General features: G+C 70.4%; 26 protein-coding genes and 1 tRNA gene. 7 read left to right on the forward strand and 20 right to left on the reverse strand.

The window, feature by feature from the left end; all coding sequences use genetic code 11:
* Nucleotides 1-67 precede the first annotated feature (67 nt).
* Together ACWDEX_RS02380 and ACWDEX_RS02385 are read right to left on the reverse strand one after the other, a co-directional pair.
* A complete protein-coding gene (locus ACWDEX_RS02380; RefSeq protein WP_450461250.1) occupies nucleotides 68-2,284 on the reverse strand; it encodes an MMPL family transporter in 2,217 nt (738 codons plus the stop codon).
* 99 nt (nucleotides 2,285-2,383) lie between these two features.
* Nucleotides 2,384-3,025: a TetR/AcrR family transcriptional regulator gene (locus tag ACWDEX_RS02385; protein ID WP_450461251.1), complete on the reverse strand. Its 642-nt coding sequence runs from the start codon at nucleotides 3,023-3,025 to the stop codon at nucleotides 2,384-2,386.
* 209 nt (nucleotides 3,026-3,234) lie between these two features.
* Here ACWDEX_RS02385 and ACWDEX_RS02390 point away from each other — a divergent pair, with 209 nt between their 5' ends.
* Nucleotides 3,235-6,540 carry a S41 family peptidase gene (locus ACWDEX_RS02390; protein ID WP_450461252.1) on the forward strand — a complete coding sequence of 1,102 codons (3,306 nt, stop codon included), beginning with the start codon at nucleotides 3,235-3,237 and terminating at the stop codon, nucleotides 6,538-6,540.
* Nucleotides 6,541-6,686: 146 nt separating this feature from the next.
* Here the strand turns inward: ACWDEX_RS02390 and ACWDEX_RS02395 are convergent, their stop codons facing one another.
* The 4 genes from ACWDEX_RS02395 to ACWDEX_RS02410 all read right to left on the reverse strand — a co-directional run bounded on the left by ACWDEX_RS02395 (nucleotide 6,687) and on the right by ACWDEX_RS02410 (nucleotide 10,309).
* The gene (locus ACWDEX_RS02395) at nucleotides 6,687-6,893 is read right to left on the reverse strand and encodes a hypothetical protein (RefSeq protein ID WP_450461253.1); all 207 of its coding nucleotides are present in this window, start codon (nucleotides 6,891-6,893) and stop codon (nucleotides 6,687-6,689) included.
* A gap of 82 nt (nucleotides 6,894-6,975) precedes the next feature.
* Complete coding sequence (locus ACWDEX_RS02400; RefSeq protein WP_450461254.1) at nucleotides 6,976-7,860, reverse strand: SDR family oxidoreductase; 885 nt, start codon at nucleotides 7,858-7,860, stop codon at nucleotides 6,976-6,978.
* A complete protein-coding gene (locus tag ACWDEX_RS02405) occupies nucleotides 7,857-8,783 on the reverse strand; it encodes an alpha/beta fold hydrolase (RefSeq protein ID WP_450461256.1) in 927 nt (308 codons plus the stop codon). The genes ACWDEX_RS02400 and ACWDEX_RS02405 overlap by 4 nt, the downstream gene beginning before the upstream one ends.
* Entirely contained in the window at nucleotides 8,780-10,309 is a 1,530-nt protein-coding gene (locus ACWDEX_RS02410) for a flavin-containing monooxygenase (protein WP_450461257.1), read from the reverse strand. Before ACWDEX_RS02410 ends, ACWDEX_RS02405 begins: the two co-directional genes overlap by 4 nt.
* Before the next feature lie 129 nt (nucleotides 10,310-10,438).
* Here ACWDEX_RS02410 and ACWDEX_RS02415 point away from each other — a divergent pair, with 129 nt between their 5' ends.
* A complete protein-coding gene (locus ACWDEX_RS02415) occupies nucleotides 10,439-11,095 on the forward strand; it encodes a MerR family transcriptional regulator (RefSeq protein ID WP_450461258.1) in 657 nt (218 codons plus the stop codon).
* A gap of 28 nt (nucleotides 11,096-11,123) precedes the next feature.
* On the opposite strand, the gene ACWDEX_RS02420 is transcribed toward ACWDEX_RS02415, so the two are convergent.
* Nucleotides 11,124-11,927 carry an exodeoxyribonuclease III gene (locus ACWDEX_RS02420; protein ID WP_450461259.1) on the reverse strand — a complete coding sequence of 268 codons (804 nt, stop codon included), beginning with the start codon at nucleotides 11,925-11,927 and terminating at the stop codon, nucleotides 11,124-11,126.
* 91 nt (nucleotides 11,928-12,018) lie between these two features.
* On the opposite strand from ACWDEX_RS02420, the gene ACWDEX_RS02425 reads away from it, so the two are divergent.
* The gene (locus ACWDEX_RS02425; protein ID WP_450461260.1) at nucleotides 12,019-12,501 is read left to right on the forward strand and encodes a GNAT family N-acetyltransferase; all 483 of its coding nucleotides are present in this window, start codon (nucleotides 12,019-12,021) and stop codon (nucleotides 12,499-12,501) included.
* 30 nt (nucleotides 12,502-12,531) lie between these two features.
* Here ACWDEX_RS02425 and ACWDEX_RS02430 read toward each other — a convergent pair whose 3' ends face one another.
* Both ACWDEX_RS02430 and ACWDEX_RS02435 read right to left on the reverse strand, forming a co-directional pair.
* Nucleotides 12,532-15,099, reverse strand: coding sequence for an FtsX-like permease family protein (locus ACWDEX_RS02430; RefSeq protein ID WP_450461261.1), 2,568 nt, complete (start codon nucleotides 15,097-15,099; stop codon nucleotides 12,532-12,534).
* A 3-nt stretch (nucleotides 15,100-15,102) separates the two neighbouring features.
* Nucleotides 15,103-15,837 carry an ABC transporter ATP-binding protein gene (locus tag ACWDEX_RS02435; protein ID WP_450461367.1) on the reverse strand — a complete coding sequence of 245 codons (735 nt, stop codon included), beginning with the start codon at nucleotides 15,835-15,837 and terminating at the stop codon, nucleotides 15,103-15,105.
* A gap of 369 nt (nucleotides 15,838-16,206) precedes the next feature.
* On the opposite strand from ACWDEX_RS02435, the gene ACWDEX_RS02440 reads away from it, so the two are divergent.
* Both ACWDEX_RS02440 and ACWDEX_RS02445 read left to right on the forward strand, forming a co-directional pair.
* Nucleotides 16,207-17,391 carry a sensor histidine kinase gene (locus ACWDEX_RS02440; protein ID WP_450461262.1) on the forward strand — a complete coding sequence of 395 codons (1,185 nt, stop codon included), beginning with the start codon at nucleotides 16,207-16,209 and terminating at the stop codon, nucleotides 17,389-17,391.
* Nucleotides 17,379-18,023: a LuxR C-terminal-related transcriptional regulator gene (locus ACWDEX_RS02445; RefSeq protein WP_450461263.1), complete on the forward strand. Its 645-nt coding sequence runs from the start codon at nucleotides 17,379-17,381 to the stop codon at nucleotides 18,021-18,023. The genes ACWDEX_RS02440 and ACWDEX_RS02445 overlap by 13 nt, the downstream gene beginning before the upstream one ends.
* 319 nt (nucleotides 18,024-18,342) lie before the next feature.
* On the opposite strand, the gene ACWDEX_RS02450 is transcribed toward ACWDEX_RS02445, so the two are convergent.
* From ACWDEX_RS02450 to ACWDEX_RS02465, 4 genes are all read right to left on the reverse strand, one after another.
* Nucleotides 18,343-18,483 carry a hypothetical protein gene (locus ACWDEX_RS02450; RefSeq protein WP_450461264.1) on the reverse strand — a complete coding sequence of 47 codons (141 nt, stop codon included), beginning with the start codon at nucleotides 18,481-18,483 and terminating at the stop codon, nucleotides 18,343-18,345.
* A complete protein-coding gene (locus tag ACWDEX_RS02455) occupies nucleotides 18,480-18,827 on the reverse strand; it encodes a DUF6247 family protein (RefSeq protein WP_450461265.1) in 348 nt (115 codons plus the stop codon). Before ACWDEX_RS02455 ends, ACWDEX_RS02450 begins: the two co-directional genes overlap by 4 nt.
* A 124-nt stretch (nucleotides 18,828-18,951) precedes the next feature.
* A complete protein-coding gene (locus ACWDEX_RS02460) occupies nucleotides 18,952-19,305 on the reverse strand; it encodes a hypothetical protein (protein ID WP_450461266.1) in 354 nt (117 codons plus the stop codon).
* A complete protein-coding gene (locus tag ACWDEX_RS02465; protein ID WP_450461267.1) occupies nucleotides 19,305-19,457 on the reverse strand; it encodes a hypothetical protein in 153 nt (50 codons plus the stop codon). The genes ACWDEX_RS02460 and ACWDEX_RS02465 overlap by 1 nt, the downstream gene beginning before the upstream one ends.
* A gap of 165 nt (nucleotides 19,458-19,622) precedes the next feature.
* Between ACWDEX_RS02465 and ACWDEX_RS02470 the strand changes: the two genes are divergently transcribed.
* Entirely contained in the window at nucleotides 19,623-19,919 is a 297-nt protein-coding gene (locus ACWDEX_RS02470; protein WP_450461268.1) for a winged helix-turn-helix domain-containing protein, read from the forward strand.
* Nucleotides 19,920-20,275: 356 nt separating this feature from the next.
* Here ACWDEX_RS02470 and ACWDEX_RS02475 read toward each other — a convergent pair.
* From ACWDEX_RS02475 to galU, 7 genes are all read right to left on the reverse strand, one after another.
* Nucleotides 20,276-20,349: transfer RNA gene (locus ACWDEX_RS02475), tRNA-Ala, on the reverse strand.
* Nucleotides 20,350-20,444: 95 nt separating this feature from the next.
* A complete protein-coding gene (sepX, locus tag ACWDEX_RS02480; protein ID WP_450461269.1) occupies nucleotides 20,445-21,650 on the reverse strand; it encodes a divisome protein SepX/GlpR in 1,206 nt (401 codons plus the stop codon).
* A gap of 173 nt (nucleotides 21,651-21,823) precedes the next feature.
* Entirely contained in the window at nucleotides 21,824-22,516 is a 693-nt protein-coding gene (locus ACWDEX_RS02485) for a GNAT family N-acetyltransferase (protein WP_450461368.1), read from the reverse strand.
* Nucleotides 22,513-23,091 carry a MogA/MoaB family molybdenum cofactor biosynthesis protein gene (locus ACWDEX_RS02490; protein WP_450461270.1) on the reverse strand — a complete coding sequence of 193 codons (579 nt, stop codon included), beginning with the start codon at nucleotides 23,089-23,091 and terminating at the stop codon, nucleotides 22,513-22,515. The genes ACWDEX_RS02485 and ACWDEX_RS02490 overlap by 4 nt, the downstream gene beginning before the upstream one ends.
* Entirely contained in the window at nucleotides 23,088-23,567 is a 480-nt protein-coding gene (gene moaC / locus ACWDEX_RS02495) for a cyclic pyranopterin monophosphate synthase MoaC (protein ID WP_450461271.1), read from the reverse strand. The genes ACWDEX_RS02490 and moaC overlap by 4 nt, the downstream gene beginning before the upstream one ends.
* 138 nt (nucleotides 23,568-23,705) lie before the next feature.
* Complete coding sequence (gene glp / locus ACWDEX_RS02500; protein WP_450461272.1) at nucleotides 23,706-25,076, reverse strand: molybdotransferase-like divisome protein Glp; 1,371 nt, start codon at nucleotides 25,074-25,076, stop codon at nucleotides 23,706-23,708.
* A 5-nt stretch (nucleotides 25,077-25,081) separates the two neighbouring features.
* Complete coding sequence (gene galU, locus ACWDEX_RS02505) at nucleotides 25,082-25,984, reverse strand: UTP--glucose-1-phosphate uridylyltransferase GalU (RefSeq protein ID WP_450461273.1); 903 nt, start codon at nucleotides 25,982-25,984, stop codon at nucleotides 25,082-25,084.
* Nucleotides 25,985-26,088: 104 nt separating this feature from the next.
* Here galU and ACWDEX_RS02510 point away from each other — a divergent pair, with 104 nt between their 5' ends.
* The gene (locus ACWDEX_RS02510; RefSeq protein ID WP_450461274.1) at nucleotides 26,089-26,694 is read left to right on the forward strand and encodes a 5-formyltetrahydrofolate cyclo-ligase; all 606 of its coding nucleotides are present in this window, start codon (nucleotides 26,089-26,091) and stop codon (nucleotides 26,692-26,694) included.
* Nucleotides 26,695-26,733 lie beyond the last annotated feature (39 nt).

A 26,733-nucleotide genomic window follows, 5' to 3' on the forward strand; every position in this document is an offset into this window, starting at 1 on the left:
CCATGCGCTCCAACTCCACGGAAGGGCGCCCCCGAGTGGGGCGCCCTTCGCATTCAGTCACACCTTCTCAGGCCCGTACCAACTCCCGGTCCGCGTCCGGATCCCGGTGCCCCTCCTCGGCGGCCGTCAGTCCCTCGCCCTCCACGTCCACGTTGGGCAGGGCGCGGTCCAGCCACTTCGGCAGCCACCAGGCCTTCCCGCCCAGCAGCGCCAGTACCGCCGGCACGATCGCCATCCGCACCACGAACGCGTCGAAGAAGACCGCGATCGCCAGGCCGAAGCCGATCATCTTGACCATCGACTCGCTGGAGCCGATGAAGCCGGAGAACACCGCGATCATGATGACGGCCGCGGCCGTCACCACCCGCGCGCCGTGCCGGAAGCCGGTCACGACCGCCTGGCCGGGGGTCTCCCCGTGGACGTACGCCTCGCGCATACGGGTCACGAGGAAGACCTCGTAGTCCATCGCCAGACCGAAGACCACGCCCACCATGAAGATCGGCATCATCGACATGATCGGGCCCGTCTCCTCGACGCCCATCAGACCGGAGAGCCAGCCCCACTGGAACACCGCGACCACCGCGCCGAGCGCCGCCATCACCGAGAGCAGGAAGCCGAGCGCCGCCTTCAACGGGACCAGGATCGAGCGGAAGACCACGATCAGGAGCAGGAACGCCAGGCCCACGACCAGCGCCAGATACGGGACCAGCGCGTCGTTCAGCTTCTGCGAGAAGTCGATGTTCATCGCCGTCGTGCCGGTGACCAGCAGCTCCGCGTCGGTGTCCGCCTTGACGCCGGCGCGCGCGTCACGGATGCCGTGCACCACGTCCTCGGTGGTGGTCGAGGACGGCTTGGAGCTGGGGACGACCATGACCATCGCCGTGTCGCCGGCCTTGTTGTACTGCGCCGGGGTCACCGTCACGACGTTCTTGAGATCCTTGATCTCGTCCGTCACCGTGGCGACGGCGCCCTTGGGGTCCGCGCTCGCCTTCGCGTCGACCACGACCATCAGCGGGCCGTTGAGGCCGGGGCCGAAGCTCTCCGAGAGCAGGTCGTAGGCGCGGCGCTGCGTCGTGGACGTCGGCTGCGAACCGTCGTCCGGCAAACCAAGCGTCAGCGAGGCCGCCGGGATCGCCGCCGCACCGAGACCGAGGACGCCGAGCAGGAGGACGGCGACCGGGCGGCGCACCACGAAGCTCGCCCAGCGCGTGCCCATGTTCGGCCTGCCCGCCTTCTTCGCGGCCCGGCCCCCGCCCAGCAGCCTGCTCTTCTCACCGGCCGGCTTGACCTTGCGGCCGGCGTAGCCCAGCAGCGCCGGGATCATCGTCAGGGCGATCAGCACCGCGATGGCGACCGTGCCCGCCGCGGCGACGCCCATCTTGGTCAGCATCGGGATGTTCACGACCGCGAGGCCGACCAGTGCGATCACCACCGTCAGGCCCGCGAAGACCACCGCGGAGCCCGCCGTGCCGACCGCCCGGCCCGCCGCCTCCTCGCGCTCGCGGCCCTCGGCCAGTTCCGCGCGGTAGCGGGAGACGATGAACAGGGCGTAGTCGATGCCGACCGCGAGGCCGATCATCATCGCCAGTGTCGAGGTGGTCGAGCCCAGGTCCAGCGCCTTCGCCAGCGCGGTGATGGTGGAGACGCCGATACCGACGCCGATCAGGGCCGTGAGCAGTGGCAGCCCGGCCGCCACCAGCGAGCCGAAAGTGATGACGAGGACGACCGCGGCGATCGCGATGCCGATGACCTCCGTCGCACCCGTCTCCGGCACGGCCATCAGCGCGTCACCGCCGACCTCGACGGTCAGCCCGCCGTCCCGGGCGTCCTGCGCGGCCGACTTGAGGGCGTCCCTGGAGGAGTCCTTCAGCTCCATCCCGGGGACTTTGTACGTCACCTGCGCGTAGGCGGTCGTGCCGTCCTTGCTGACGGCGTGCGCGGTGAACGGGTCGACGACGGCGGCGACCTCGGAGCCGCCGCCCAGTTCCTTGACCGTCTTCTCGACGACCGCCTTGTTGTCCGTGGCGGTCACCTTCTGCCCGTTCGGCGCCTTGAAGACGACACGTGCGGTCGCCCCGTCGGCGGCCATGCCGGGGAAGCGCTGTTCCAGCAGGTCGAAGGCCTTCTGGGCCTCGGTGCCCGGCATGGAGAACGAAGCGGAGCCCGCTGTGGGGGCGCTGGCGGCACCGACGCCCGCGAGCGTCAGCAGTGCCACCCAGATCAGGGCAACGAAATGCCGTCGCCTGAAGGCCAGTCGGCCCAGTCGATAGAGGAATGTGGCCACGAGGGCGTACTCCCGGTCAGGTCGTGTGTGAGCAGGGCAGGATTGATCAGCCCGACGACGTGAGCGGTGACGTCAAGTAGTGGGCTTACCGGGGACTGGTCAGGTGGTGGGTACGCCGAGGGCGGGGAGGACCACGGCGTCGATGTACGAGGTGAGGAAGGCTCGCGTCGGCGGCTGGTCGTCGAGCAGCGCACGCGTGATGAACCCGCCGACCATCATGTGCGGCAGGAAGTCCAGCGCCGGGCAGTCCGGCCGGATCTCGCCACGGTCGATGGCACGCTGCAGCATGTGCCGGAACTGCACCATCTCCGGTTCCACGATCTGCTCGCGAAAGGCCTGGCGCAGATCCGGGTTGTGGTGCATCGCCATGGCCACGCCCCGCATCAGCGCGGAGTTCCGCTCTCTGGTGCAGTCGTCCTCGAGCGCGGCCAGCGCGTGCAGATCGCCTTGGAGCGAGCCGGTGTCGATCTCGTTGGTGCGGCCCCGCTTGCTGTGCCGTATGGCCTTGACCACCAGCTCGGCCTTGCCGCCCCACTGGCGGTAGAGCGTCGCCTTGCTGGAGCGGGTGCGGGCGGCCACGGCGTCCATGGTCAGGGCGTCGTAGCCGACTTCGCGGAGCAGATCGAGCACGGCCCCGTACAGCTCGGCCTCACGCTCGGGCGTGATCCGACTGCGGCGCCCCGGTGCACGCACCGGCTCCGCCGGAGCAGCTACCGCCGCGCCCTTGGATGCCTCAGTCATGTCACTCCGCCTCTCCTGCCCCGCGCCCGGAGCGGCAGGGCTCCGAACGACACGGTTCGCACGACTCAGACAATACCCCCGCGCCTGATCGAAACGAAACAGTTTCGTACGTGTCCTGGATCACGGGTCCGACGCTCAACCGGTGGACGGTTCCGGCACGCGCCGGGCTCCGAGTTGCCGTGCCCCGTTCGGAGGAAAAGCATGGGTGGGTGAGCGACACGAGCGACGTGTACGAGAACAGCCCCGGCTATCTGCGCTATCCGCATCTGCACGGCGACCGGCTCTGCTTCGTCGCCGAGGACGACCTGTGGATGGCCCCGCTGGAGGGGCCGGGACGTGCCTGGCGGCTCACCGTCGACCGTACGAAGATCGGCCATCCCCGCTTCTCGCCCGACGGCCGTCACATCGCGTACACGAGCTGGCGCAACCTCGTACCCGAGATCCATCTGATGCCGGTGACCGGCGGCCCCGGCCGGCGGCTCACCTACTGGGGCAGCGCCGACACACGGGTGTGCGGCTGGACGCCCCCCGATCCGGACGGAACGGCCTCCATCCTCGCCGTCGCCTCGCACGGCGAGCCGTTCTCCTACTTCACCTGGGCCTACAAGGTCCCCACCGACGGCGACCCCGGCGGCAAGCTGCCCTGGGGCCCGGTCTCGGACATCGCCGTGGCCGACACCGAGGGCGAGCACCGGACGCTGCTGCTCACCGGCACCCCGCCGCACGAGCCGGCCTCCTGGAAGCGCTACCGCGGCGGCGCCACCGGCCGACTCTGGCACCAGGGGCAGCAGTTGCTCGCGGATCTCGACGGCCACCTCGACTCGCCGATGTTCGTCGGCGGGCGGATCGCGTTCCTCTCCGACCACGAGGGCATCGGCAACCTGTACTCGTGCGCGTACGACGGCTCCGATCTGCGCCGGCACACCGACCACGACGCCTTCTACGCCCGGCACGCCGCCAGCGACGGCACACGGGTCGTGTACCAGTGCGCGGGCGACCTGTGGATCGTCGAGGACCTCTCCCCCGACTCGGTTCCGCGCCGCCTGGACGTACGGCTGGGCGGGCCGCGCGCGGGGCGTCGCAAGTACCAGGTCCCGGCCGCACAGCACCTGGACGGTATCTCGGTCGGCGAGACCGGGCGGGCCAGCGCGGTCGTCGTCCGCGGCAGCCTGTACTGGCTCACGCACCGCGACGGTCCCGCCCGTACGATCACCGACACCCCCGGCGTGCGGATCCGGCTGCCGGAGATGCTCGGCAGCGGAGGCGGGGTCGCCTACATCACGGACGCCGAAGGCGAGGACGCGGTCGAGATCGCGTATCTGCCGCGGGCGTCCGGTGACCGGGAGCCGCGCAGGCTGGCCTCCGGGGAGCTGGGCCGGGTGCTGGAGATGGCGTCGGACCGCCAGGGCGAGCGGCTCGCGATCGCCTCGCACGACGGACGGCTGCTGCTGCTCACCGTGTCCGAGGAGGCGAGCGCCGCGGGGGCCCAGGAACTGGGCGGGGAGGTCACCGAACTGATCCGGTCGGACAACGGGCCGGTGCGGGACCTGGCGTTCTCCCCGGACGGGGCATGGCTGACCTGGTCGCACCCGGGGATCGGCCGGACACTGCGGAAGATCAAGATGGCGCGGATCAACGACCGGCTGATCGTCGACGTGACCAACGGGCGCTTCGAGGACGAGAACCCGGTGTTCACCCGCGACGGGCGCTACCTTGCGTTCCTGTCCTGGCGCGGCTTCGACCCGGTCTACGACGTGCACACCGGGGACCTGTCCTTCCCGCTGGGCTGCCGCCCGTACCTCGTCCCGCTGTCCTCGGCGACCCCGTCCCCCTTCGCGCTGAACCCGGACGGTCGGCCCGCCGCCGGGGGCCTCGACCCGCTGGAGGAAGGGGAGGGCGGCGATGGCACGGTCACCGTCGAGCTGGAGGGACTGGAGAGCCGGGTGACACCGTTCCCGGTCGCCGCGTCCAAGTACTCGGCGCTGTGTCCGGTCGCGGGCGGAGGCCTGGTGTGGCTGCGCTGGCCGATCTCGGGCGCACTGGGCGAGACCTTCGCGAACCCGGACGACGTCACCGGGCGGCCGACCCTGGAACACTTCACCATCAGCAAGGCGAAGAAGACCGAACTGGTCGGCCATCTGGACTGGTTCGCGGTGAGCGGGGACGGGACGCGGCTGGTGGTCGTCGACGAGGGGGTCCTGCGGGCGGTCCCGTCCACCGAGATCGGCGACAGCGACACGACGGTGTGGATCGATGTGCGCCGGATCATGCACGCGGTGGAGCCGGCGGCGGAGTGGCGGCAGTCCTACGCGGAGGCCGGCCGGCTCATCAGGGCGTACTTCTGGGAGCCCGGCATGGGCGGCATCGACTGGGACGCGATCCTGGCGCAGTACCGCCCGCTGGTCGAACGGGTCGCGTCGCCGGACGACTTCGCCGACCTGCTGCGCGAGGTGCTGGGCGAGCTGGGCACATCACACGCGTATGTGACGCCGGCGCGGCGCAACGAGGGCCCGCCGCACTACCAGCGCTGCCAGGGCCTGCTGGGCGCGAACCTGGTACGGCGCGACGACTGCTGGGTGATCAGGCGGATCCTGCCGGGCGAGTCCTCGGACTCCAAGGCGCGCTCACCGCTGGCGGGCGCGGGCATCCGGGAGGGGGCCGCCCTGACCCATGTGGACGGGCGGCCGGTGGACCCGGTGACGGGACCGTATCCGCTGCTGGCGGGCGCGGGTGGTACGACCGTGGAGCTGACGTTCACACCGGCCGAAGGGGAAGGGCCGCCACGGCGGGTGGCCGTGATCCCCCTGATCGACGAACGCCCCCTGCGCTACCAGGACTGGGTCGCCAAACGCCGGAGGGTCGTACGGGAGACGAGCGGCGGCCGCTGCGGCTATCTGCACATCCCGGACATGGGCGGCTCCGGCTGGGCGCAGTTCAACCGGGACCTGCGGATGGAGGTCTCGCGTCCGGCCCTGATCGTGGACGTACGCGGCAACGCGGGCGGCCACATCAGCGAACTGGTCATCGAGAAGCTCACGCGCACCATCCTGGGTTGGGACCTGACGCGCCACGCCCAGCCGGTGTCGTACACGTCCAACGCCCCGCGGGGGCCGATCGTGGCGCTGGCCGACGAGGCGACCTCCTCGGACGGCGACATGATCATCGCCGCCATCAAGCTGCTGGGGCTGGGCCCGGTGGTGGGTCAGCGCACCTGGGGCGGGGTGGTCGGCATGACGGGCCGTCACCGCCTGGGCGACGGCACGGTGATCACGGTTCCGATGAACGCGGCATGGTTCGAGCCGTACGGCTGGGGGGTCGAGAACCACGGCGTGGCGCCGGACCTGGAGATCCAACGCACCCCGCTGGACTGGGCGGAGGGACGTCACAAGCAACTGGACGACGCGGTCGAGCTGGCACTGGACCTGCTGCGTACCCACCCGACGGCGACACCCCCGGACTACACCGCCGTTCCGGACAGGGCCCGCCCGAAGCTCCCCCCGAGGACGACCGGTTGACGAACCCGGTCCCCGCCTGGGCGAGCTGCTCGGGCGAGGCTCCGGGCGGAGACACACAAGCTGCCGAACGGCACACGACACAGAGAAGTGGGGCACCCTCAAGGATCGAGGGCACCCCACGTCACGGCCAAGGCCGAGTGCAGCGGCTAGCGGTCGTAGTCCTCGTTGAAGCGGTCCTCGTCCCGCAGCCTCTGCGCGTCGTCCTGGATCTGACGGCCGCGCTGCTGGCCTTGCTGCTGGCCACGCTGCTGCGTCTGCTGACCGCGCTGCGAAGTCTGCTGCTTCGACTGCTCGGCCTTCCGCTTGGCCTGCTGCTTCATCTGTTCGGACTTGTCCTGGTGCTGGTCCTTCATGCCCATGTGGGTTCACTCCCGAAGTGGGTGAGGGGATCGGGCTCGACCAGAGTGACACGCCCGGACACACTGCGCATTTCGATCAGTCACGCAGCGTACGCAGCCGCTGTTCATCGGCCTCTCCGCCGGCTCCGACCAGCCCCGTCCGCACCCCGCGGAGCCGTGGTTCGAACCTGCGCATCTCCCGCTGTCCCACCGTCGCGATGATTCCCGGCAGATACCCGCGCAGGCCCTGCATCCCGCGCAGCCACCACTGCGCGTACACATGGCTCGCCCGCCGCTCGATCCCCGCCACTATCCGGTCCACCGCCGGCCCGAGCGGATAGGTCTTGTTGGACGGCCAGGGCAGCCGCTGCCGCAACTCCCGCATCACGTCGTCCTGGTCGGCGCCCCGCACCATGTCCGTGTCGGTCCAGGACAGATATCCGACGCCGACCCGCACACCCTTGTGCGCCACCTCGGCTCGCAGAGAGTGCGCGTACGCCTCCACGCCCGACTTGGACGCGCAGTACGCCGTCATCAGCGGCGCGGGCGTGATGGCCGCGAGCGAGGCGATCTGGAGCAGATAGCCGCGGCTCTCGGCCAGCACCGGCAGGAAGGCGCGGGCCGTCACCGCCGAGCCGATCAGATTGACCTCGATCACCCGCCGCCACGCCTCGGGGTCGGAGTCCATGAACGGCCCGCCAGTGGCCACTCCGGCGTTGGCGACCACGATGTCGACCTTGCCGAACCGTTCCTTCACCTCCTGGGCGACCCGCGCCATCGCCTCGTGGTCGGTGACGTCCGCGTACCAGTGGTCGCTGTCACCGTACAGATGCTCGGAGACCTGCTTCAGCGCGTCCGCCTCGAGGCCGACGAGCGCGACCTTCGCGCCGCGCGCCGACAGCTTGCGGGCCAGCAGCTCGCCGACGCCGCGCGCGGCGCCCGTGACGACCGCGACCTGCCCCTCCAGGCTCACCCTGCTCATGCGCCCTCCTCCATCCTGGCGTTCGTCCCGTACGCGGTGACAAGGTGCCGGATCCTCCCGGTCACCAGATCCGGCGCCTCCACCGGTGTCATATGGCCGAGCCCGAACAACTCCGTGCTGCCCACGCAGTTCGGCAGGGCGGCGGCCAGTGCCCGTGCGTGCACGGGTGGAGTCAGCCGGTCCGCCGTGCCGACGACGACCTCCGTCGGCATCGTCAACTCACCTGTTCCGTGGTCGAGATCCAGCGTTTCGAGCACGTACGACCAGGCGTGGCGCACATCGCGCGGACAGGCGTGCACCACCCGCGCGCAGGCCTCGACCATCTCCGGCGCCGAACCGACGCCCATGGTCGCCCACTTGAGGACACTCTTGGCCACAGGTGTGACCGGCCCGAGCGGGAGCCGGGAACCGAGGATGCGCGCCGTGAGCCAGGTGCGCGCACGCCCCGCGCGCATCGGCACCACGCGCGCCTCGGCGACCAGGCGCGTACTCCCCGTGCTGCACAGCAGAACGGCCGCCGTGTGCGCCCGGAAGCGGGGGCGCCCGGCCGCGGCCAGCACGGCCATCCCGCCCATGGAGTGCCCCCCGATCACGGCCCGTTCGCCCGGCGCGAGCGTGGCGGCGAGCACCGCCTCCAGGTCGTCGGCGAGCGCGTCGGCGGAGCACCTGGCGCTGGCCGGGCTGCGCCCGTGCCCCCGCTGGTCGTAGGCGATCACACGGTGGTCGACGGCGAGGTCCCGTATCTGCGCCGCCCAGAAGGCGGTCGAGCAGGTCCAGCCGTGCGCGAGGACGACGGGGGGCGCGCCGTCGGGCCCGTGCACCTCGGCGTGCAGCCGCGCTCCGTCGGCGGAGACGACGGTCAGCTCCCGGACGGGAGCACAGGGCGCGTACGGACCGCTCACGACATGCGCCGGCCGGCTCATGCGCTCGCCTCCGCGGCCGGAACCCGCTCCTCGTCCGCCGCGGCACCACTCACCCGGGGCGCCCTCAGCACCTCGTACTCCCCCAGGTCCACGCGCCGTGTCGCGCCCCGGAACTCCGTCGTCGTACCGGGCCAGACGGTGGTGTTGCGGCCGTTCGCGTCGAGGTACCAGCTGGTGCAGCCGCCGGTGTTCCACACCGTGCGCTTCATGCGCTCCTGCACCTTGTGGTTCCAGGCGTCGACGGCGCGCGGCCGGGCGTCGAGCGCGGCCCCGTCACCGAGGACGTCCAACTGCTTCAGGTACTCGGCCATGTAGTTCAGCTGGGACTCGATCATCAGGATCATCGAGGAGTTCCCGAGCCCGGTGTTGGGCCCGATGATCGTCATCCAGTTGGGGAACCCGGAGGCGGTCGCGCCGCGCAGCGCCTTCATGCCTCCGCTCCAGGACTCCGCGAGCGTGCGGCCGTCGGCGCCGACGACCCGCTCGGCGATCGGCATGTCCGTGACGTGGAAGCCCGTACCGAAGACGATCGCGTCGACCTCGGCCTCGGTGCCGTCGGCGGCGACGACGGTCGATCCGCGGACCTCGGCGAGCCCGCTCGCGACGACGTCCACGTTGGGCCGTGCCAGGGCCGGGTAGTACGTGTTGGAGAGCAGGATCCGCTTGCAGCCGATGCGGTAGTCGGGGGTCAGTTTGGCCCGCAGGACCGGGTCCTTGATGGCGCGGGCCATGTTGTACTTGGCCAGCTTCTCGACGAAGCCCAGCTCGCCCGGGCGTTTGGTGAACGCCTGGACCTGCAACTCCCGGATGCCCCACAGCAGTCCGCGCCGCAGTTGTGTGGTGAGCGGCATCGCGCGGTGCAGCGCGCGTTCGGGGCCGCTGATGGCGCGGTCGACGCGGGGCATCACCCACGGCGGGGTGCGCTGGAAGAGGACGAGCCTCGCGACCTCGGGCTGGATGGACGGCACGATCTGGATCGCGGACGCGCCCGTGCCGACCATGGCGACCCGCTTGCCGCGCAGGTCGTAGTCGTGGTCCCAGCGGGCGGAGTGGAAGACCTTGCCGGGGAACGAGTCGATGCCCGGGATGTCCGGGGTCTTCGGGTCGGACAGCGGGCCGGTGGCGGAGACGACGACGTCCGCGGAGAGGCTGCCACCGCTGGTCTCGATGTCCCAGCGCAACTTCTGCGTGTTCCAGGCCATCCGCTTCACCTCACAGCCGAAGCGGAGGTGGGGCCGCAGCCGGTAGACGTCCGCCACGTGCTCCAGGTACGCGCGGATGTGCTCCTGCCCGGAGAAGGTGCGCGGCCAGTCGGGGTTGGGCGCGAAAGAGAACGAGTAGAGGTGGGACGGGACGTCGCAGGCGCAGCCCGGATAGGTGTTGTCGCGCCAGGTGCCGCCGACGCCGTCCGCCCGTTCCAGGACCACGAAGTCGGTGATCCCCTCCCGGCGCAGCCTTACGGCGGCCCCGAGCCCGCCGAACCCGGACCCGATCACCGCCACCCGTACATGCTCGTGCTCGGCCATCCCGAAGCCTCCCGGTCCGCCATGACTCTGCCAGTGAATACTGGCGCAATGGGAGAGTAGGGCAGCGGCGTACCGATGGGTAGGGGGAAGGGCGAGGAAGTTACCGTGGGTACGACGTAGGGTGCGGGCGTGGCAGATCACGGGGAGCGGCGCGAGTACCGCATGGAGGAGCTGGCCAAAGAGGCCGGTATCACGGTGCGCACCCTGCGCTTCTACCGCGAGCGCAAGCTGATCCAGCCGCCGCGGCGCGAGGGCCGGATCGCCTGGTACGACGAATCGCACCTGGCCCGGCTGCGCACCATCTCGGCGCTCCTGGAACGCGGTCACACCCTGAGCGGGATCGCGGAACTGGCCGAGGCCTTCGACCACGGGCGCGACGTCGGTGACCTGCTCGGCCTCGACGCCCCCACCGAGGAGATCCCCGTCCGGCTCACCCCCGAGGCCCTGGCCGACGTGTTCGGCGCCGAGGCGACCCCGGAGAACCTGGCCGCGGCTCTCGACCTCGGCTACCTCGGCATGGACGGCAGCGAGATAGTCCACATCAGCCGCCGGCTGCTGGAGGTCTCGGCGGCCCTGGTGCGCGAGGGCATCCCGCTCGCGGACGTCCTGACCGCCGCCCGCCGGGTCCGCGACCACGCGGAGGCTCTCGCGGACGTCTTCACCGACCTGATGGCCGCCCACGACCGCTCGCCGCAGGACACCCAACGTCTGCGGCCCCTGGCGAAGAGCGTGGTGGAGGCGGAACTGTCCCTGGCTCTGGACCGGCGGCTGCCCAAGCAGGCGTGACCGCCCCCGGGGCCGGGGAGAGCAGGCCTTACAGGTCGTACACGACCGTCACAGGGGCATGGTCGGACCATCGCTCGGCATGGGTGGCCGCGCGCTCCACGACCCCCTTGACGGCCTTGGCGGCGAGGCCGGGCGTGGCCCCGTGGTAGTCGATCCGCCATCCCGTGTCGTTGTCGAAGGCCCGCCCCCGGTACGACCACCAGCTGTACGGCCCCTCGACCTCCGGATGCAGCGCTCGCACCACATCCACGTATCCGCCGTCCGCCGGGTCGAAGACCCGGGTCAGCCACTCCCGCTCCTCGGGCAGGAAGCCGGAGTTCTTGGTGTTGCCGCGCCAGTTCTTCAGGTCGGCCTGCTGGTGAGCGATGTTCCAGTCGCCGCAGACGAGCACCTCGCGCCCGTCGGCGGCGGCCCGCTCCCGCAGTTCCTTGAGGTAGGCGAGGAACTCGCCCATGAAGCGGATCTTCTCGTCCTGCCGCTCGGTGCCGACCTCGCCCGAGGGGAGGTAGAGAGAGGCGACCGTCACACCCGGCAGGTCGACCTCGACGTACCGCCCACTCGCGTCGAACTCCGAGGACCCGAAGCCGACCTGGACCCGGTCCGGCTCACGACGGGAGTAGAGGGAGACGCCCGCGCGGCCCTTGGCGGCGGCGGGCGCGTGCACGACGTGCCAGCCCTCGGGCGTGCGCACGTGCTCGGGCAGTTGCTGCGGCTCGGCGCGCACCTCCTGCAGACACAGCACGTCTGCCCCGGTACCCGCGAGCCACTCGACGAAGCCCTTCTTGGCGGCGGCACGCAGCCCGTTCACATTGGCGGAGGTCACAGTCAACACCCGGGCACCCTACCCGCACACTGGACGAGGCCCCGCAAGGGACCTCCTGCTGTCCCGCCTGTCACTCACTGCACGGATATACGGTTACGAAATGCTCATCCGCCCCGTTCCCTTCGACCATCCGGACGCCGTCAAGCTCAACGACGAGGTCCAGGCCGAGTACGACGTCCGCTACGGCGACGGCGGCGACGCCACGCAGCTGGACCCGGCCGACTTCCGGCCGCCGAACGGCCTGTACCTGATCGCGTACGACGTGGACGGCACCCCCGTCGCCACGGGTGGCTGGCGCAGTCAGGACAAGAACGCCGAGGGGAACGAGGACGGCGACGCCGAGCTCAAGCGCATGTTCGTCGTCGCCGACATGCGCGGCCGGGGGCTGGCCCGACGCATCCTGGCGGCCCTGGAGGAGGACGCCCGCGCGGCGGGCCGCATCCGCATGGTCCTGGAGACGGGCACCAAGCAGCCCGAGGCGGTCGCCCTGTACGCCTCCAGCGGATACGAGCCGTGCGAGAAGTTCGGCTACTACCGCTCCTACGACAACAGCCTTTGCTACGCCAAGCCGCTGCGGCCGTAGCGGACGGCCGGGTGCGGCTCATGTGACGTGCTACTCACGCAGCCCGATGGCCTCGACGGGACGGGAGCGCAGGGCGAGTTTCGTCGGCACCAGGACCGCACCCGCGGCAAGCGTGGAAGTGGCCGCGACGACACCCAGATACATGAGCGGCGGAATGTATGGCACGAGCGACCGGGTCAGGCCGAAACTCACCGTCGTCAGTGGCAACAGCGGAATGACCGTGCCGACCACGACGGCGATGAGAATGAGCACACCGGTTTCGATCCGCATCATCCATGTCACCTGTTCCCGGGTCGCACCCACGAGCCTGAGCATGGCGAACTCCCTGCCCCGGGACAGCGTCGTCATCACAAGCGTGTTGGCGACGGCTACGGCGATGTAGCCGAAGACCAGCAGGAGCGGCAACGCGCTGCCGACCAGGTTGGCGACGGCCATCTCACGCTGGGCCGACGACAGGCCTCCCTTGTTCATGACCTTGATGCCGGGGTAACGCTGACCCAGTGCGGTGAGTTCGTCGGCGACCTCGTCCTTGTCCGCCCCGTCCGCGACACGCACGAGCACCGAGTCGTACAGCCGCTTCGAGCTGTGCCGCAGCACCGTCTGGTAGGAGAGCGTCACGTCGCCGAATCCCAGCCCGCGCGCGTACACGGCGACGACCTTCGGCCGCACAGTGGCACCGTCGGGCAGATGCAGCCTGACCGTGCGCCCCACATCCGCGCCCAGCGTGAAGGCGGCCGACTCGCTGAGGGCCACGGTGTCCGCCGACAGGTCGTCCAGGCTGCCCTTGCGGACATCCAGGTCGAGGAGCTGTCCGGTCTTGCCGGGGGTCAGCCCCTGGGCCTGGTAGTCGAAGACCTCCGGCGAGCCCAGCAACTTGCGGGAGGCGAACAGGTCCACACGCACAGTGCCCGCGGCCGCCGAAACGCCGGAGAGACGGCGTACGTCGTCCGAGACCCCGACCGGCAGTCCCCCGGCCCCTCCGCTGATGGTGAAGTCGGCGACGGTGCCCTGCGTCGCCTGCTTCTCGGCCGCGTGTGAGGTGGTGGTGGGGATGAACAACTGGAGCGAGGCGAAGCCGATCGCGAGGATGAGCGGACCGATCCCCGCTGCGAGCCGCCGGGAATTGGCCCGGGTGTTGGCCACGGCCAGATAGCCGAGGTTTCCGAACCGCCGCTGGAAGGGCCGGGCCAGCATCCGGGCCATGAGGCCGACCACCGGGGGCGCAAGGACCAGCACCGCGATGACCATGACCAGGCCACCGCTGCCCGCGGCGGCCACCGCGAAGATGCTGCCGAAGAAGAGGGGCAGCAACGAGGCCACAAGGCCCAGCACCAGCAGCAGTACGCCGAAGAAGATCCGGACTCGGCCGAGCTTCGGCTCCTCGGCTCGGGACACGCTCAGCGCCTCCACCGGACGGATGGCGACCACCCGGCGGGCGACCGCGAATCCCGCGACCTGGGCCGCCACGACTGCGATGAACACGGCGGCGATCATCGGCAGCGGACCGTACGAGAAGGAGAAATCCTCCGGCAACACCCCGATGACGGACAGCGCCTTGCGCATCACACCGGCCGCCAGCGCACCGGGCACGCAGCCGAGCGCCGACGCGAGCAGCGCGATCACCAGGACCTCGCCGGCGATCATCTTGTGGATCTGCTTCGGAGTGGCACCCGATACCCTCAACAGAGCCAGTTCACGGCGCCTTTGATGCATGTTCAGGGCCAGTGTGCTGCCGACCACCATCATGGTGATGAGGATGACCGTGGCGCCGAGCGAGCCCGCCAGTTCCTTCAGACTGCCGCGGGCCGAGGCCACATCCGGGTTCTCCACGCTGCTGCGCCCGTCACCGGTGTAGAACTCGACGCGCGCACCGTCCAGCGCGTCCCCGACCCGGTCCGCGAGCCGTCCCGCGTCCGTGCCCTTGGCAGCGACCACCCCAATCGCGCTGACCAGGTCGTCGCGCCCGTACAAGGCACGCGCCTCATCCTCCGCGAAGCACACCGGCGGGGTACGCAGCGCCCCGCCGCCTCCCTTGTACGTCACCACGCCGACGACCCGGTAGGTGCCGGCAGGCCCGGTGGAGGCGATCCGGACCCGGTCGCCGGTCTTCACTCCCGCATGCTCGGCCAGTGACTTCTCCAGCACCACCTCGCCGGCGTGCTCCGGTGCCCGCCCCTGCCGTTCGAACGGGCCGAGGGAGGCACTGGCCCAGTTGACGCCGACGGAGCGGTGGCCGTCCGCACCTTTGACCAGGCCGCCGCCCTCGTCGACGACCTGCGCGGGGAACCGCAGCACGCCCACGGCCTCGGCCGCGCCCTCGGCCCGGGCCGCTTCGGCCACCAGGTCGGTCGGCACACCGACCTCGTCCTGGAGAGGTTTCGTCTTGGTGTGCTTGCCCTCGTGGACCGAGAACGACTTCTTCCCGCCGACGACAACGGCCGCGTCCGCGTACCGCTGCACCGGAACGCCGTTACCGATGCCCGACTGGAGGATGATCCCGAACGCTGTTATCAGCACGGACGCCCCGAACAACGCCACGAAGGCACCCACGAACCCTGACTTGCGCTGGGCAAGGGTCTGCAGAACAAGCCGGACCACTGGCTACCACTCCCCCAGCCGTGTCATGCGCTCCGCGACGCGCTCCGGCGTAGGACGTGTCATCTCCTCCAGATAGCGTCCGTCGGCGAGGAACGCCACGCGGTGGGCGAAGGAGGCGGCGACCGGGTCGTGGGTGACCATGATCACGGTCTGCCCCATGTCGTCCACGACGTCCCGAAGCAACTGCACCACCTGCCGGGCGGTGCGTGTGTCCAGCGCTCCGGTGGGCTCGTCGGCGAAGACGACCTCCGGGCGGGCGGCCAGCGCGCGGGCGATGGCGACCCGCTGCTGCTGACCGCCGGAGAGCTGGTCCGGTCGATGGTGCAGCCGGTCGGTGAGCCCCACTTGGCCGACCACCTGGTTCAGCCACTGGGCGTCGGGCTGTCGACCGGAGAGCATCAGCGGCAGGGTGATGTTGTCCGCCACGGTCAGCGCGGACATCAGGTTGTACGCCTGGAAGACGAAGCCGACGCGCTCACGGCGCAGGATCGTCAATTCCACTTCGTCCAGCGTCGACAGATCCGTACCGCCGAGGACGACCGTGCCGGTGTCCGGGCGGTCGAGGCCCGCCGCGCAGTGCAGGAAGGTGCTCTTACCGGCCCCGGAAGGACCCATCACGGCCGTGAACGAGCCGCGCGCGAAGGCCAGTGACAGATCGCGCAGCACGTGCACCGCACCGGCGCCCTTGCCGTAGGTCTTTCGTACTCCGTCAAGTCGTACGACCTCGTGAGCGACCAGCGGCGAACCGACGTCGGCGCGGTACCCGGGAACCGCGCTCCCCTCCGTGTCCCCGACGTCCTCGACCCGCCCCGCCCGTCCCCTTCTGCTCACGTCAGGTCCTCTCCCCGTGGTAGTGCTGCGGCTTGCTCCCGAAGGACGGTAGGTGGGCAGTCCGGCCACGGACCATGACGTGCACTGGAGACTCTCAGGTGCACTTAACTGCCCCTCTGCGAGATCACTCCCGCTGGTAGGCTGCCCCCGATGTCGACTCGGGAGCGTCGAAGAACGGTGCGAGCACCCGGTCTCCGCGCATCAGGGCGCGCGCATCCCGAGCTCTGGGTCCGCCGGACGGTGATCCGCTTCCCATCAGCCATCACCTACATCTTCGTGAGCCTGGGCACCGGGTTGCTCGGTGTGGCGCTGCTGTACCTGGTCGTCATCGTCTTCGTGCTCTGCCTTGTGGGCACCGGATTCCTGCTGCTCCCGAGCACGCTGCGGCTGCTGCGTCGGTACGCGAACTTCCACCGCGGGCAAGTCGGCCGGCTGACCGAGCGGCCCCTGCAGACCACTTACCGCGACCAGGCCCCGCACGCGCCACCACGTTCTCGGCCTTCGCTGCGTGACCCCGCGGTACGCAAGGATCTGGTGTGGCTCCCGGCGCATGCCATTCCGGGCAGCGCGCTGTGCCTGCTGACGCTGAGCGTGTGCGGAAGAGTGGCCAACTGGCTTACCACGCCGCTGTGGTGGAAGCTTGCCCCCGGCGAACGCGATGCGATCCTCGCCCTCACCGTCGACTCCTGGGGCAAGGCGGTCGCCGCACTGTTCGTGGGCCTCGTAGGCTCCGTGATCGCGATGCGCGTGACCTGGCTGCTGGCCCGGGCACACGGCGAGGCCTCCCGGTGGCTGCTGACCGCCCGGCCGCAGGTGCGACTGGATCAACGAGTACGCGAGTTGGCGGCCAGTCGAGCCGAGGCGCTGGACGCGCACGCCGCCGAACTGCGGCGCATCGAGCGCGATCTGCACGACGGGGCCCAGGCCGGAATCGTCGCCGTGTCGCTGCGCCTGGGCATGATCAAGCGTGCTCTCGCCCAACGGCCGGAGCAGGTTCCGGAGATGGTGGAAGCAACGCAGCAACTGACCGAGCAGGCCCTGAAGTCGCTGCGGAATCTGGTGCGCGGAATCTATCCGCCCGTCCTCGCCGACCGCGGTCTGGTCGACGCCGTACGGACCCTGGCGGCCCTGTCCGAGGTGCCGGTGAGAATCGACGCGGACGGGACGACGGACCGGGCTCCCGCCGCGGTGGAGACGGCGGCCTACTTCGTCGTGTCCGAGGCGCTGGCCAATGTCGCCAAGCACAGCGGCGCGCAGGCCGCGCTGGTATGGCTGCGCATCACCGAAAAAGCGATCTCCATCAGAATCGAGGACGACGGCCGCGGAGGCGCGTCGGCGGACGCCGGCGGCGGAATTCTCGGCCTCAAGCGCCGGGTTGCCGCATTCGACGGCACCACGGAACTGGTCAGTCCGCACGGCGGACCGACCGTACTGAAAGTGGAGATTCCATGCGGATCCTGATTGCCGAGGACAACGTTCTGCTGCGCGACGGACTGGAGCTGCTGCTGACCGGCGAGGGGCACGACGTGTGCGCGACCGTCGACAACGCGGACGATCTGCCCGGTGCGCTGCTCGGGCACCGCCCCGATGTGGCCGTCGTGGACGTACGCCTCCCGCCCGACTTCCGGGACGGCGGCCTCAGGGCAGTGGTCGAGGTTCGCAAGAGCCTGCCGGACCTCCCGGTCCTGGTGCTCTCTCAGTACGTCGAGCGGGCCTACGCCTCGGAACTGCTGGCACAGAGCGCATCCGGGGTCGGCTATCTCCTCAAGGACCGGGTGGGACGCACCGACGAGTTTCTGGAGGCTCTGCAGCGAGTCGCCGAGGGCGGGACCGTGATGGATCCCGAGGTCATCTCCCAGCTGATGATCCCTGCGGTCGGCGACGATCCGCTGGCCTCGCTGACACGCCGGGAGCGCGAGGTGCTCGCCCTGATGGCGCAGGGGCACAACAACAGCACCATCGCCGAGACGCTGTTCATCGTGGAAAGCTCGGTGAACAAGCACATCGGGAACATCTTCGCCAAGCTCGGCATGCCCACACCGGAGAGCGGCCACCGCCGGGTTCTCGCGGTGCTGGCCTATCTGCGGGCTTGAGGGCGCGGTGTGCTTCCGCTCGGCCCACAGGGCGTGGCCGTCGGCGACTGCTCAAGGACAGGCGCGACGACGGGGTGTAGAGAACTGCACCCGGAGATCGGAAGCCAGCCTCACTGAAATGCGCGGTCGCCCGGCCCAGGATGGTCCGAGGGCCCCCGGCCCGACACCGTTCAGCAGCGAGGAGCAGCCATGCCAGAACCCAGCGGATGGAAGCCGGCCAAAGAACGCCCCATGTGGCCCTGGGTCGTCCTTGCGGCGGTCGTGGTCGGCGTGATCATCAACGTCTTCCTCACGATCTGAGATCACTGCCAGAAGATCTCTACGGGTCCTTGGCGGTGACCAGTTCGGCGCGGGCCTCGTCGACAATCTTCTGGGCCGGCTCAGGCAGTCCATCGCGGTCGGCCAGAGCGTCGAACCGCCAGTCCATCTGCCAAGGCGGTCCCATGAACTCGTCGGTCACTGGCCAGGCTCCGTGTCCCGCGCCCTGTGGCGGATCCTCGAAGCTTCCTCGAGGAGGGCCTTGGCCTCGGCGATGTCGGTGGACTCTGCCGCGCGGTGGTGGAGGTCAGCCATGTGGGCGTCAAGCTCGGGATCACGTGCGATCGCGTACTCACCCCACCAACGGGCCATGAACGCCGGCAGCGGCCCGATGTCGTAGGTATCGGCGATCGTCCGCTTCCAGTGCTCGTCGAAGTCGGGAAGAAGTTGGGGAGCGTGCTTCGCGATGGCAGCGCGCAGCGCCTTCGGGTTCCGCTCGGGCATGGGCGGGATGACCGGCGTGGACTCTGCGGCGTGTGCACTCATGGCCGGATGTACTCCTTCGTGCTCCTTTGACGCACCGTGTCTTCGACGACAGCCCGCCTCGACGGCCCGGGTGAGCCGTTCGCTGCCAGGTCCCCTTGCTGGGTCCAGTACCCGGCACGGGGGATCACGACCGAGCGCCCGGGTTGTCACCAGTTCCGTCGCCGGACTCACGGCCGGTGGCGTCTTCACTGTCCTGCGTGGGCAGGCGTCGGCCGCGGGACTCCGCGAAGCGCAGTACGTCGGCGAGGCATTCGGACAGCCGGATCGCGGCGTACCGCACCTCGACGTTCGGGGACAGAGGATCACCCAGCACCCGTCGTGCCTCGACGAGCACCTCCAGGCCCTCGGTGAGTTGCAGGGCCTCGGTCTCGTCGGCCATCCGCGAGAGGTATCCGCCCTCGGCGGCGTTAGCGAGGAAGCAGGGTTTGCCGTCGGGCGGGAGCCAGGGCAGCAGCCGAAGCGTGGTGCGGGCATCCATCAGGCCACCGCCTTCTCCGCACCGATCACACGCCGGTTGAGGTACGCGGGGTGATGGCGGTGGAGGCGAGGGGCGCCCGCGCGGTGGGTTCCGGTGCCGGGGCCGAAGAGAAGCCTCAGCCCATGAGCGGTGCGGCGGATAAGGTCGTACATGTCGACGCTCCTGGTAAGCGTTGGCCGTGCCCCGGGGCCCTGCCAGGCCGCCGGGGTCTTCATGTTGTCTGCCCACTCTGCATCAGGGTGCGTTAGGTAGCAATAGGAAGCATGTGGTTGCATCCATATGTGGTGCCGCGCTACTCGGCGCTTTAGCGTGCATCCATGGCTGATGAGCGTGATTGGCGACCCGACCCGGCAAGTCACGTCTACGTGTATCTCCAGGTCGTGCACCACATCGCCGAGCAGATTCAGACCGGGCGGCTGCCTGTGGGTGCACGCCTTCCCGCCGAGCGCGACCTCGCGGAGCAGTACGGCGTAGCCGTCAACACCATCCGCCGAGCCGTCCGCGATCTACGCGATCAAGGTCTGGTCATCACCGTCCCGATCAAGGGAACCTTCGTACGCCCTGAGACGCCCTCCGCCGACGCACCGGCGAACGAGGACGGGCCGACAGACTGACGGCCCCGCCTGCCGCCCGACCCAACTCCCCCGAAATGAACGGCTGACCCACCACCAGCGGACGAACTGCCCCGGGTCTGCGGCGAGTTTGGCATCACCATCCCCGCCGACGGCGTCGGCGACGTCAAGGCCACTGAGTTCCAGCAGGACATCGATTCCTGCCCGACGGCTGATGATTGCCGCCTACGACCCCATCCGCCACACCACGAAGGCATCCACGGCCGTCTCCAAGCGTGACGGGACCGACATCGGCAACGCCACCCCTCGAACAGACCCCGGAAACGACGAAGATCCCGCCCGGTCTTCCGACCGAACGGGATCTTTTCAACTCCCTGAGACTCAAGGAGTTGTTGCGGTGGACCTGAGGGGATTTGAACCCCTGGCCCCCTCGATGCGAACGAGGTGCGCTACCGGACTGCGCCACAGGCCCTTGCAACGAGTGAAACTCTAGCATCCCGATCGGCGAGTCCGGAAATCCGTTCCGCCCAGGTCAGCACCACGGGGTGCGGCAGGCCGCCGGGACACCTACTCGTTGGCGGCCCGCGGCCGTTCCCCGTCCTCGTACTGGTCGAACAGTGGCGTACGCCCCCGCTCCCGGGACCGCCGCGCGGACGCCGCCCGTCGGGCGTCGCTCCGGCCGCCGTCCCCGGGCTCCGCCGCCCCGGCTCCGGGCTGCCCCGGCTCCGGCTCGGCCCCGGACACCGACGCCCCAGGTACCGGCGCTGTCGCCTCCGCCGCGCTCGACCGGGCGGAACTCCACGCGTCCGGCGCCCCGAGGTCCACGCTCGGCGTCGCCCGCGGGGCGACCGGCGCGGTCACATACGTCGGCAGCGGCACCGGGACCGGGTCCCAGGTCTCCCCGTGGCCCGGCCGGCGCTGCCGCTCGCGCTGCTGGTCCACCCACTCCGCGTGGTCGGTCTGCTCGACGAGCGCCCGGCGGTCGGCGGCGAGCGCGGACATCCCGGGGTCGCTTTCCGGCTCGGGCCCGTCCTCAGGTTCGTCCAAGTGGGGGTCGACCGGGGGCCGGCGCCTGGGCTGCCGCTCCCTGAGCCGCTGCGCCGCCGCCTCGGCCCGCCGCCGGTCCATCGTGTACGTGTACCGCTTCCGCTCCTGCACCCGCAGATACACGATGTACGCGCTCAGCAGCACGGCGGGCGCGCCGGGCGCCCACAGGAAGGCGAGGCCTCCGACCGCGGCGACGATCGCGCCGAGCGTGAACGCGACGAAGAGCGCCACAGTCGTACGCTGCCGGCGCGCGAGCACCTTCGAGCGTCGGGCGCGCGCCGCAGCCTCCGCCGAGGGTGCCTTCCGCGCCCGGGGCACACGCTTGTCCACAGGCGGCCGCTCGGCCGCCGGCTCCGCACCGGAGGGTGCCTGCGCCGCAGGCCTGGGCGCCACCTTGCCCGCCGACCCTCTTCGGGGGCCCTCCGGCTCCGCGCCCGGCCGTGCCTGCGGCTCGGTCGGAGGCATGGCGAAGTCCCGGACGTCCACCGAGCTGGTGACGCCGTCCGGGAGGGCACTGTGCTCCCCCTCTTCGGCGGAGCGCGCCCGCAGGTCCTTGGCGTATCGACGCTCCATGCCCGCCCGTCCGGACAGCAGCCGGATGGCGGTACTGAAGCGTTCTGTCGGACGAGACTCGTTCAACTCGTCCTGCCTACGGAGCCACATCGGCACCAAGTAGGCGGCCCAGGCCCCGACAATGACTGCGTAGATGAGGCCGCTGCTGCTCACGTCTCACACGGTAGAGGGGATTGCGTGAGGCCATCCGCCAATTGGGCCGGTGTGTCGCACGATCTGGCTGATATTTCGAGCTTTTTTTGGGACCGATGCGATCAGCAGGCCACCGGAACCGCTAATTCAGAGGACCGAGACAATCAGTAACCGATCGATTTCGAACATATTTTTTATTTCAGTGGGTTGACCGGCTTCCCCGGATCCGTGCCCGCTCTCCGCGCCCGCGAACCCGGGCCCGGCGTGCCGGTCTGTCCGTAGCGCGCACGGTGCCAGCGCGCCAGCAATCCCTCGGGCAGCTCTTCCACGGTGAGCGCGAAGACGAGGTGGTCCCGCCACGCCCCGTCGATGTGCAGATAACGCGGCCGGAGCCCTTCCTCGCGGAATCCGAGCTTCTCCACCACCCGGCGGCTCGGCCCGTTCTCGGGGCGAATGCAGACTTCGATGCGGTGCAACCCGACGGTCCGGAAGCAGTGGTCGACGGCGAGGGCCACGGCCGTCGGCGTCACCCCGCGGCCGGCGACCGCCTCGTCCACCCAGTAGCCGATGTGGCCCGAGCACATCGATCCCCAGGTGATCCCGGCCACCGTCAACTGTCCGGCGAGCCGACCCTGGTACTCGATGACGAAGGGCAGCATCCGGCCCGCGTTGGCCTCGCCGCGCAGATGCCGGACCATCTGGCGGTAGGTCGGCCGGTGCGTGATCGGGCCGCCGGGCGTGGGTGGCGGAATGGTCGCCTCCCACGGCCGCAGCCAGTTCCGGTTGCGGCGGTTGACCTCGCGCCAGACCCGCTGGTCGCGCAGCTTTATCGGCCGGAGGACGACATCGCCGTCCGCCAGTTCGACGGGCCAGGATGGGCTGTTCAGCTCGCACCCCCACTCGGTCCGGGGTCCTCGCCGGTCACGGAGCCGCCCGCGTCGGCCCTGCGGTGGTCGCCGCCGCGGATCTGGTCGACGGCGTGCATCAGCAGGGGTTCCAGGACGGCCAGTCCGTCCTTCACGCCGCCGGTGGATCCCGGCAGGTTGACGATCAAGGTCCCTTCGGCGACGCCGGCGAGACCCCGGGACAGCGACGCCGTGGGCACCTTCTCCCTTCCGAACGCTCTGATGGCCTCGGGAATGCCCGGCACCTCGTAGTCGATCACCGCACGGGTGGCCTCGGGGGTGCGGTCGGTGGGCGAGACACCGGTGCCGCCGGTGGTCACGATCACGTCGTAGCCCGCGCGAGAGCCGACCCGCAGCGCGTTCTCCACCGGTTCCCCGTCCGGAACCACCCACGGTCCGTCGACCGCGAAGCCGGACCGGATGAGCGCCTCCGCGATCAGAGGCCCTCCCTTGTCCTCGTACACGCCCGCCGCCGCGCGGTTCGACGCGGTCACCACCAGGGCGGAGTACGCCGCCGAGAGAGCGTTCCCCGTCGGCGGCTCGACCGGGGCCGTCACGCCCGGCTCCAGTCGCCCGAGGTGCCGCCCGTCTTCTCCTCCACGCGCACGTCCGTGATCACCGCCCCCTTGTCGACCGCCTTGACCATGTCGATCACGGTCAGAGCCGCGACGCTGACCGCGGTGAGGGCCTCCATCTCGACGCCCGTGCGGTCGGTGGTCTTCACGGTGGCCGTGATCTCGACGGCGTCGTCCGCCACCGACAGATCCAGCTTCACGCCCGACACCGCCAGCGGATGGCACAGCGGGATCAGGTCGGGTGTGCGCTTGGCGCCCATGATCCCCGCGATCCGCGCCGTGGCGAGCGCGTCGCCCTTGGGGACGCCCTCGCCGCGCAGCAGCTCCACCACGCGCGGCGAGACCAGGACACGGCCGCTGGCGCGCGCGGTGCGCGCGGTCACGTCCTTCCCGGAGACGTCGACCATGCGGGCGGCTCCCGCGTCGTCGATGTGGGTCAGTCGGTCGTGCGTACTCATGTGCTGCGGCGCTCCCGGTCCGGGCCCGACGCGGTACGGCATGCGGGCCTGCTGTGCGCGACACGGTACCGCCAAGTCGACGCGTGCAGGCGAAGCCCTGGAGCCTCTCGTCCGGATCTGGTGCTGCGACCGGACCGCTCAGCCGAGCAGGACCACCTCGACCTCGGTGCCCGGCTCGACCGCCGTGTCGGCCTCGGGCACGACGATCAGCGCGTCGGCCTGTGCGAGGGCCGCGATCAGGTGAGATCCGGCGCCGCCGACCGGGGTCACCGCGCCGTCGCCGTACTTCCCGCGCAGGAACTGCCGACGGCCCGCGGGCGAGGTCAGCGCCTTGTCCGCGTGCAGGACGGCGCTGGTTCTGGGCCGGTGGACGTCCTCCAGGCCCATCAGGGTGCGGATCACGGGGCGGACAAACAGCTCGAAGGAGACGTACGACGACACCGGGTTGCCCGGCAGTGCGAGCAGCGGCGTGTGGTCGGGGCCGATCAATCCGAAGCCCTGGGGTTTGCCGGGCTGCATGGCGAGCTTGCGGAACTCGACGCCGCGGCCCGCTTCATCACCGTCGCCGCCGCCGTCACCGTCGCCGTCGTCGTCGCCGGCGCGGTTGTCGTCGCCGACAGCGGAGAGCGCCTCCTTCACCACGTCGTACGCCCCCACGCTCACTCCTCCGGTGGTGACCATGAGGTCGGCACGGACGAGCTGGTCCTCGATGGCGGAGCGCAGCGTCTCGGCGTCGTCGGCGACCGCGCCGACCCGGTAGGCGATGGCACCGGCGTCCCGGGCGGCGGCGGTGAGGGCGAAGCTGTTGGAGTCGTAGATCTGGCCGCTCGCCAATTCCTCGTCGGGCTGGACGAGTTCGCTCCCGGTGGACATGACGACCACGCGTGGGCGCGGGCGCACACGTACCGTGCCGCAGCCGATCGCCGCGAGCAGCGCGATCTGCGACGGACCGAGGACGGTGCCCGCCGCGAGGGCGAGGTCACCGGCCTTCACGTCGCTGCCCTTCGCGCGCACATGCGCGCGGGCCTCGACCGGACGGTGGACCCGCACCTGCCCGGTGGCGCCCTCGGGTGACAGGCTGCCGGCGCGCATCCCGGAGACCGGGCCGCCGCCCAGCCCGCCGTCGGTCCACTCCACGGGCACGACGGCCTCGGCGCCGGGCGGCAGCGGGGCGCCGGTCATGATGCGCGCGGCCTGACCGGGCCCGACGTCAAGCAGGTCGGCCGAGCCCGCCGCGACATCCCCGATCACCGTGAGGGAGGCCGGGAACTCCTCGCTCGCGCCCTCGACGTCGGCGACCCGCACCGCGTATCCGTCCATCGAGCTGTTGTCGAACGGCGGCAACGAGACCGGCACCGTGACCTCGTCGACCAGAACGCAGCCCTGGGCGTCGAGCAGGTTCAGCTCGATGGGTTCCAGGGGGCGGACGGTGGCGAGGATGTCCTTCAGGTGTTCATCCACCGACCAGAGGTGTTCCTGCCCGCTGGTCCGGGTCACGGCGGCGCTCAAGATCGCTACATCTCCTCGGCTACAAAACTGCGAAGCCAGGTCCGGAAGTCCGGGCCCAGGTCTTCACGTTCGCACGCGAGCCTGACAATGGCACGCAGGTAGTCGCCACGATCGCCGGTGTCATAGCGGCGGCCCTCGAAGACGACGCCGTGCACCGGGCCCCCGACCTTCTCGTCCTCGGCGAGTTGCTGGAGGGCGTCGGTGAGTTGGATCTCGCCGCCGCGGCCCGGCTCGGTGTTGCGGAGGATGCCGAAGATGTTCGGGTCGAGGACGTAGCGGCCGATGACCGCGTAGTTCGACGGGGCGTCCGCCGGGTCCGGCTTCTCGATCAGGCCGGTCACCTTGACGACGTCGCCGTCCTCGGTGGACTCCACGGCGGCGCATCCGTAGAGGTGGATCTGCTCCGGAGCGACCTCCATGAGCGCGACGACGCTGCCGCCGTGCTGCTCCTGGACCTCGACCATGCGCGCCAGCAGGGGGTCGCGCGGGTCGATCAGGTCGTCGCCGAGGAGGACGGCGAAGGGCTCGTGGCCGACGTGCGGGGCGGCGCACAGCACGGCATGACCGAGGCCCTTGGGATTGCCCTGGCGGACGTAGTGGATGGTGGCGAGATCGCTGGACTCCTGGACCCTCGCGAGCCGTTCGGCGTCCTGCTTCTTCTCCAGGGCCGACTCGAGTTCATAGTTGCGGTCGAAGTGGTCCTCGAGAGGGCGCTTGTTGCGGCCGGTGATCATCAGGACGTCATCGAGACCAGCGGCCACGGCCTCCTCGACCACGTACTGGATCGCGGGCTTGTCCACGACCGGCAGCATCTCCTTGGGAGTGGCTTTGGTGGCCGGCAGGAACCGGGTGCCAAGGCCCGCCGCGGGAATGACAGCCTTGGTGATCCTGGGGTGCGACTCAGTCATGCTCGCAACCATATCCGCTGGCTATGCACGGAATCTGTACTTCCAGACAATTGGCTCTCATATGAGCGCATTTACGAAAGGTGGGGTAGTGACCTGTGGTTCCCATGGGACACGAGACAGAGGCTGACAAAAGAAGGTTGCGGCGCGACTTCCTCGCGGTGAGAAGCGGGTTGACCGCGGATGACGTGCGCGAAGCGGCGGCGGCGCTCGCCGGGCACGCGCTGGAGCTGACCGAACTCGGGCACGCACGCACGGTCGCCGCGTACGTCTCCGTGGGAAGCGAACCGGGCACTCTCGCGCTCCTGGACGCGCTGCGCGCGCGGGGTGTGCGGGTTCTGCTCCCGGCGCTCCTGCCCGACAACGACCTCGACTGGGCGGTGTACGCCGGGCCGGACTCCCTCGTACGCGTCCGGCACGGCGGGCGGATGGCCCTCCTGGAGCCCGCCGGGGAGCGGCTGGGCCCGGAGGCCGTCGAGGAGGCCGACGCCGTGCTGCTACCCGGCCTGGCCGTCGACGCGCGCGGCATGCGGCTGGGGCGCGGCGGCGGCTCGTACGACCGGGTACTGGACCGCCTGGAGCGTGCGGGCACCGACCCCGCGCTGGTGGTGCTGCTGTACGACACGGAGGTCGTCGAGCGGGTTCCCGAGGAGGCGCACGACCGGCCGGTGCACGCGGTGGTGACGCCGTCGGGCGTACGCCGCTTTCGCTGAGCCCCGCCGTCGGGCTCCCGGCTGCCCCGATCCGTGCCC

The sequence above is a fragment of the Streptomyces sp. NPDC001020 genome (assembly GCF_053599115.1).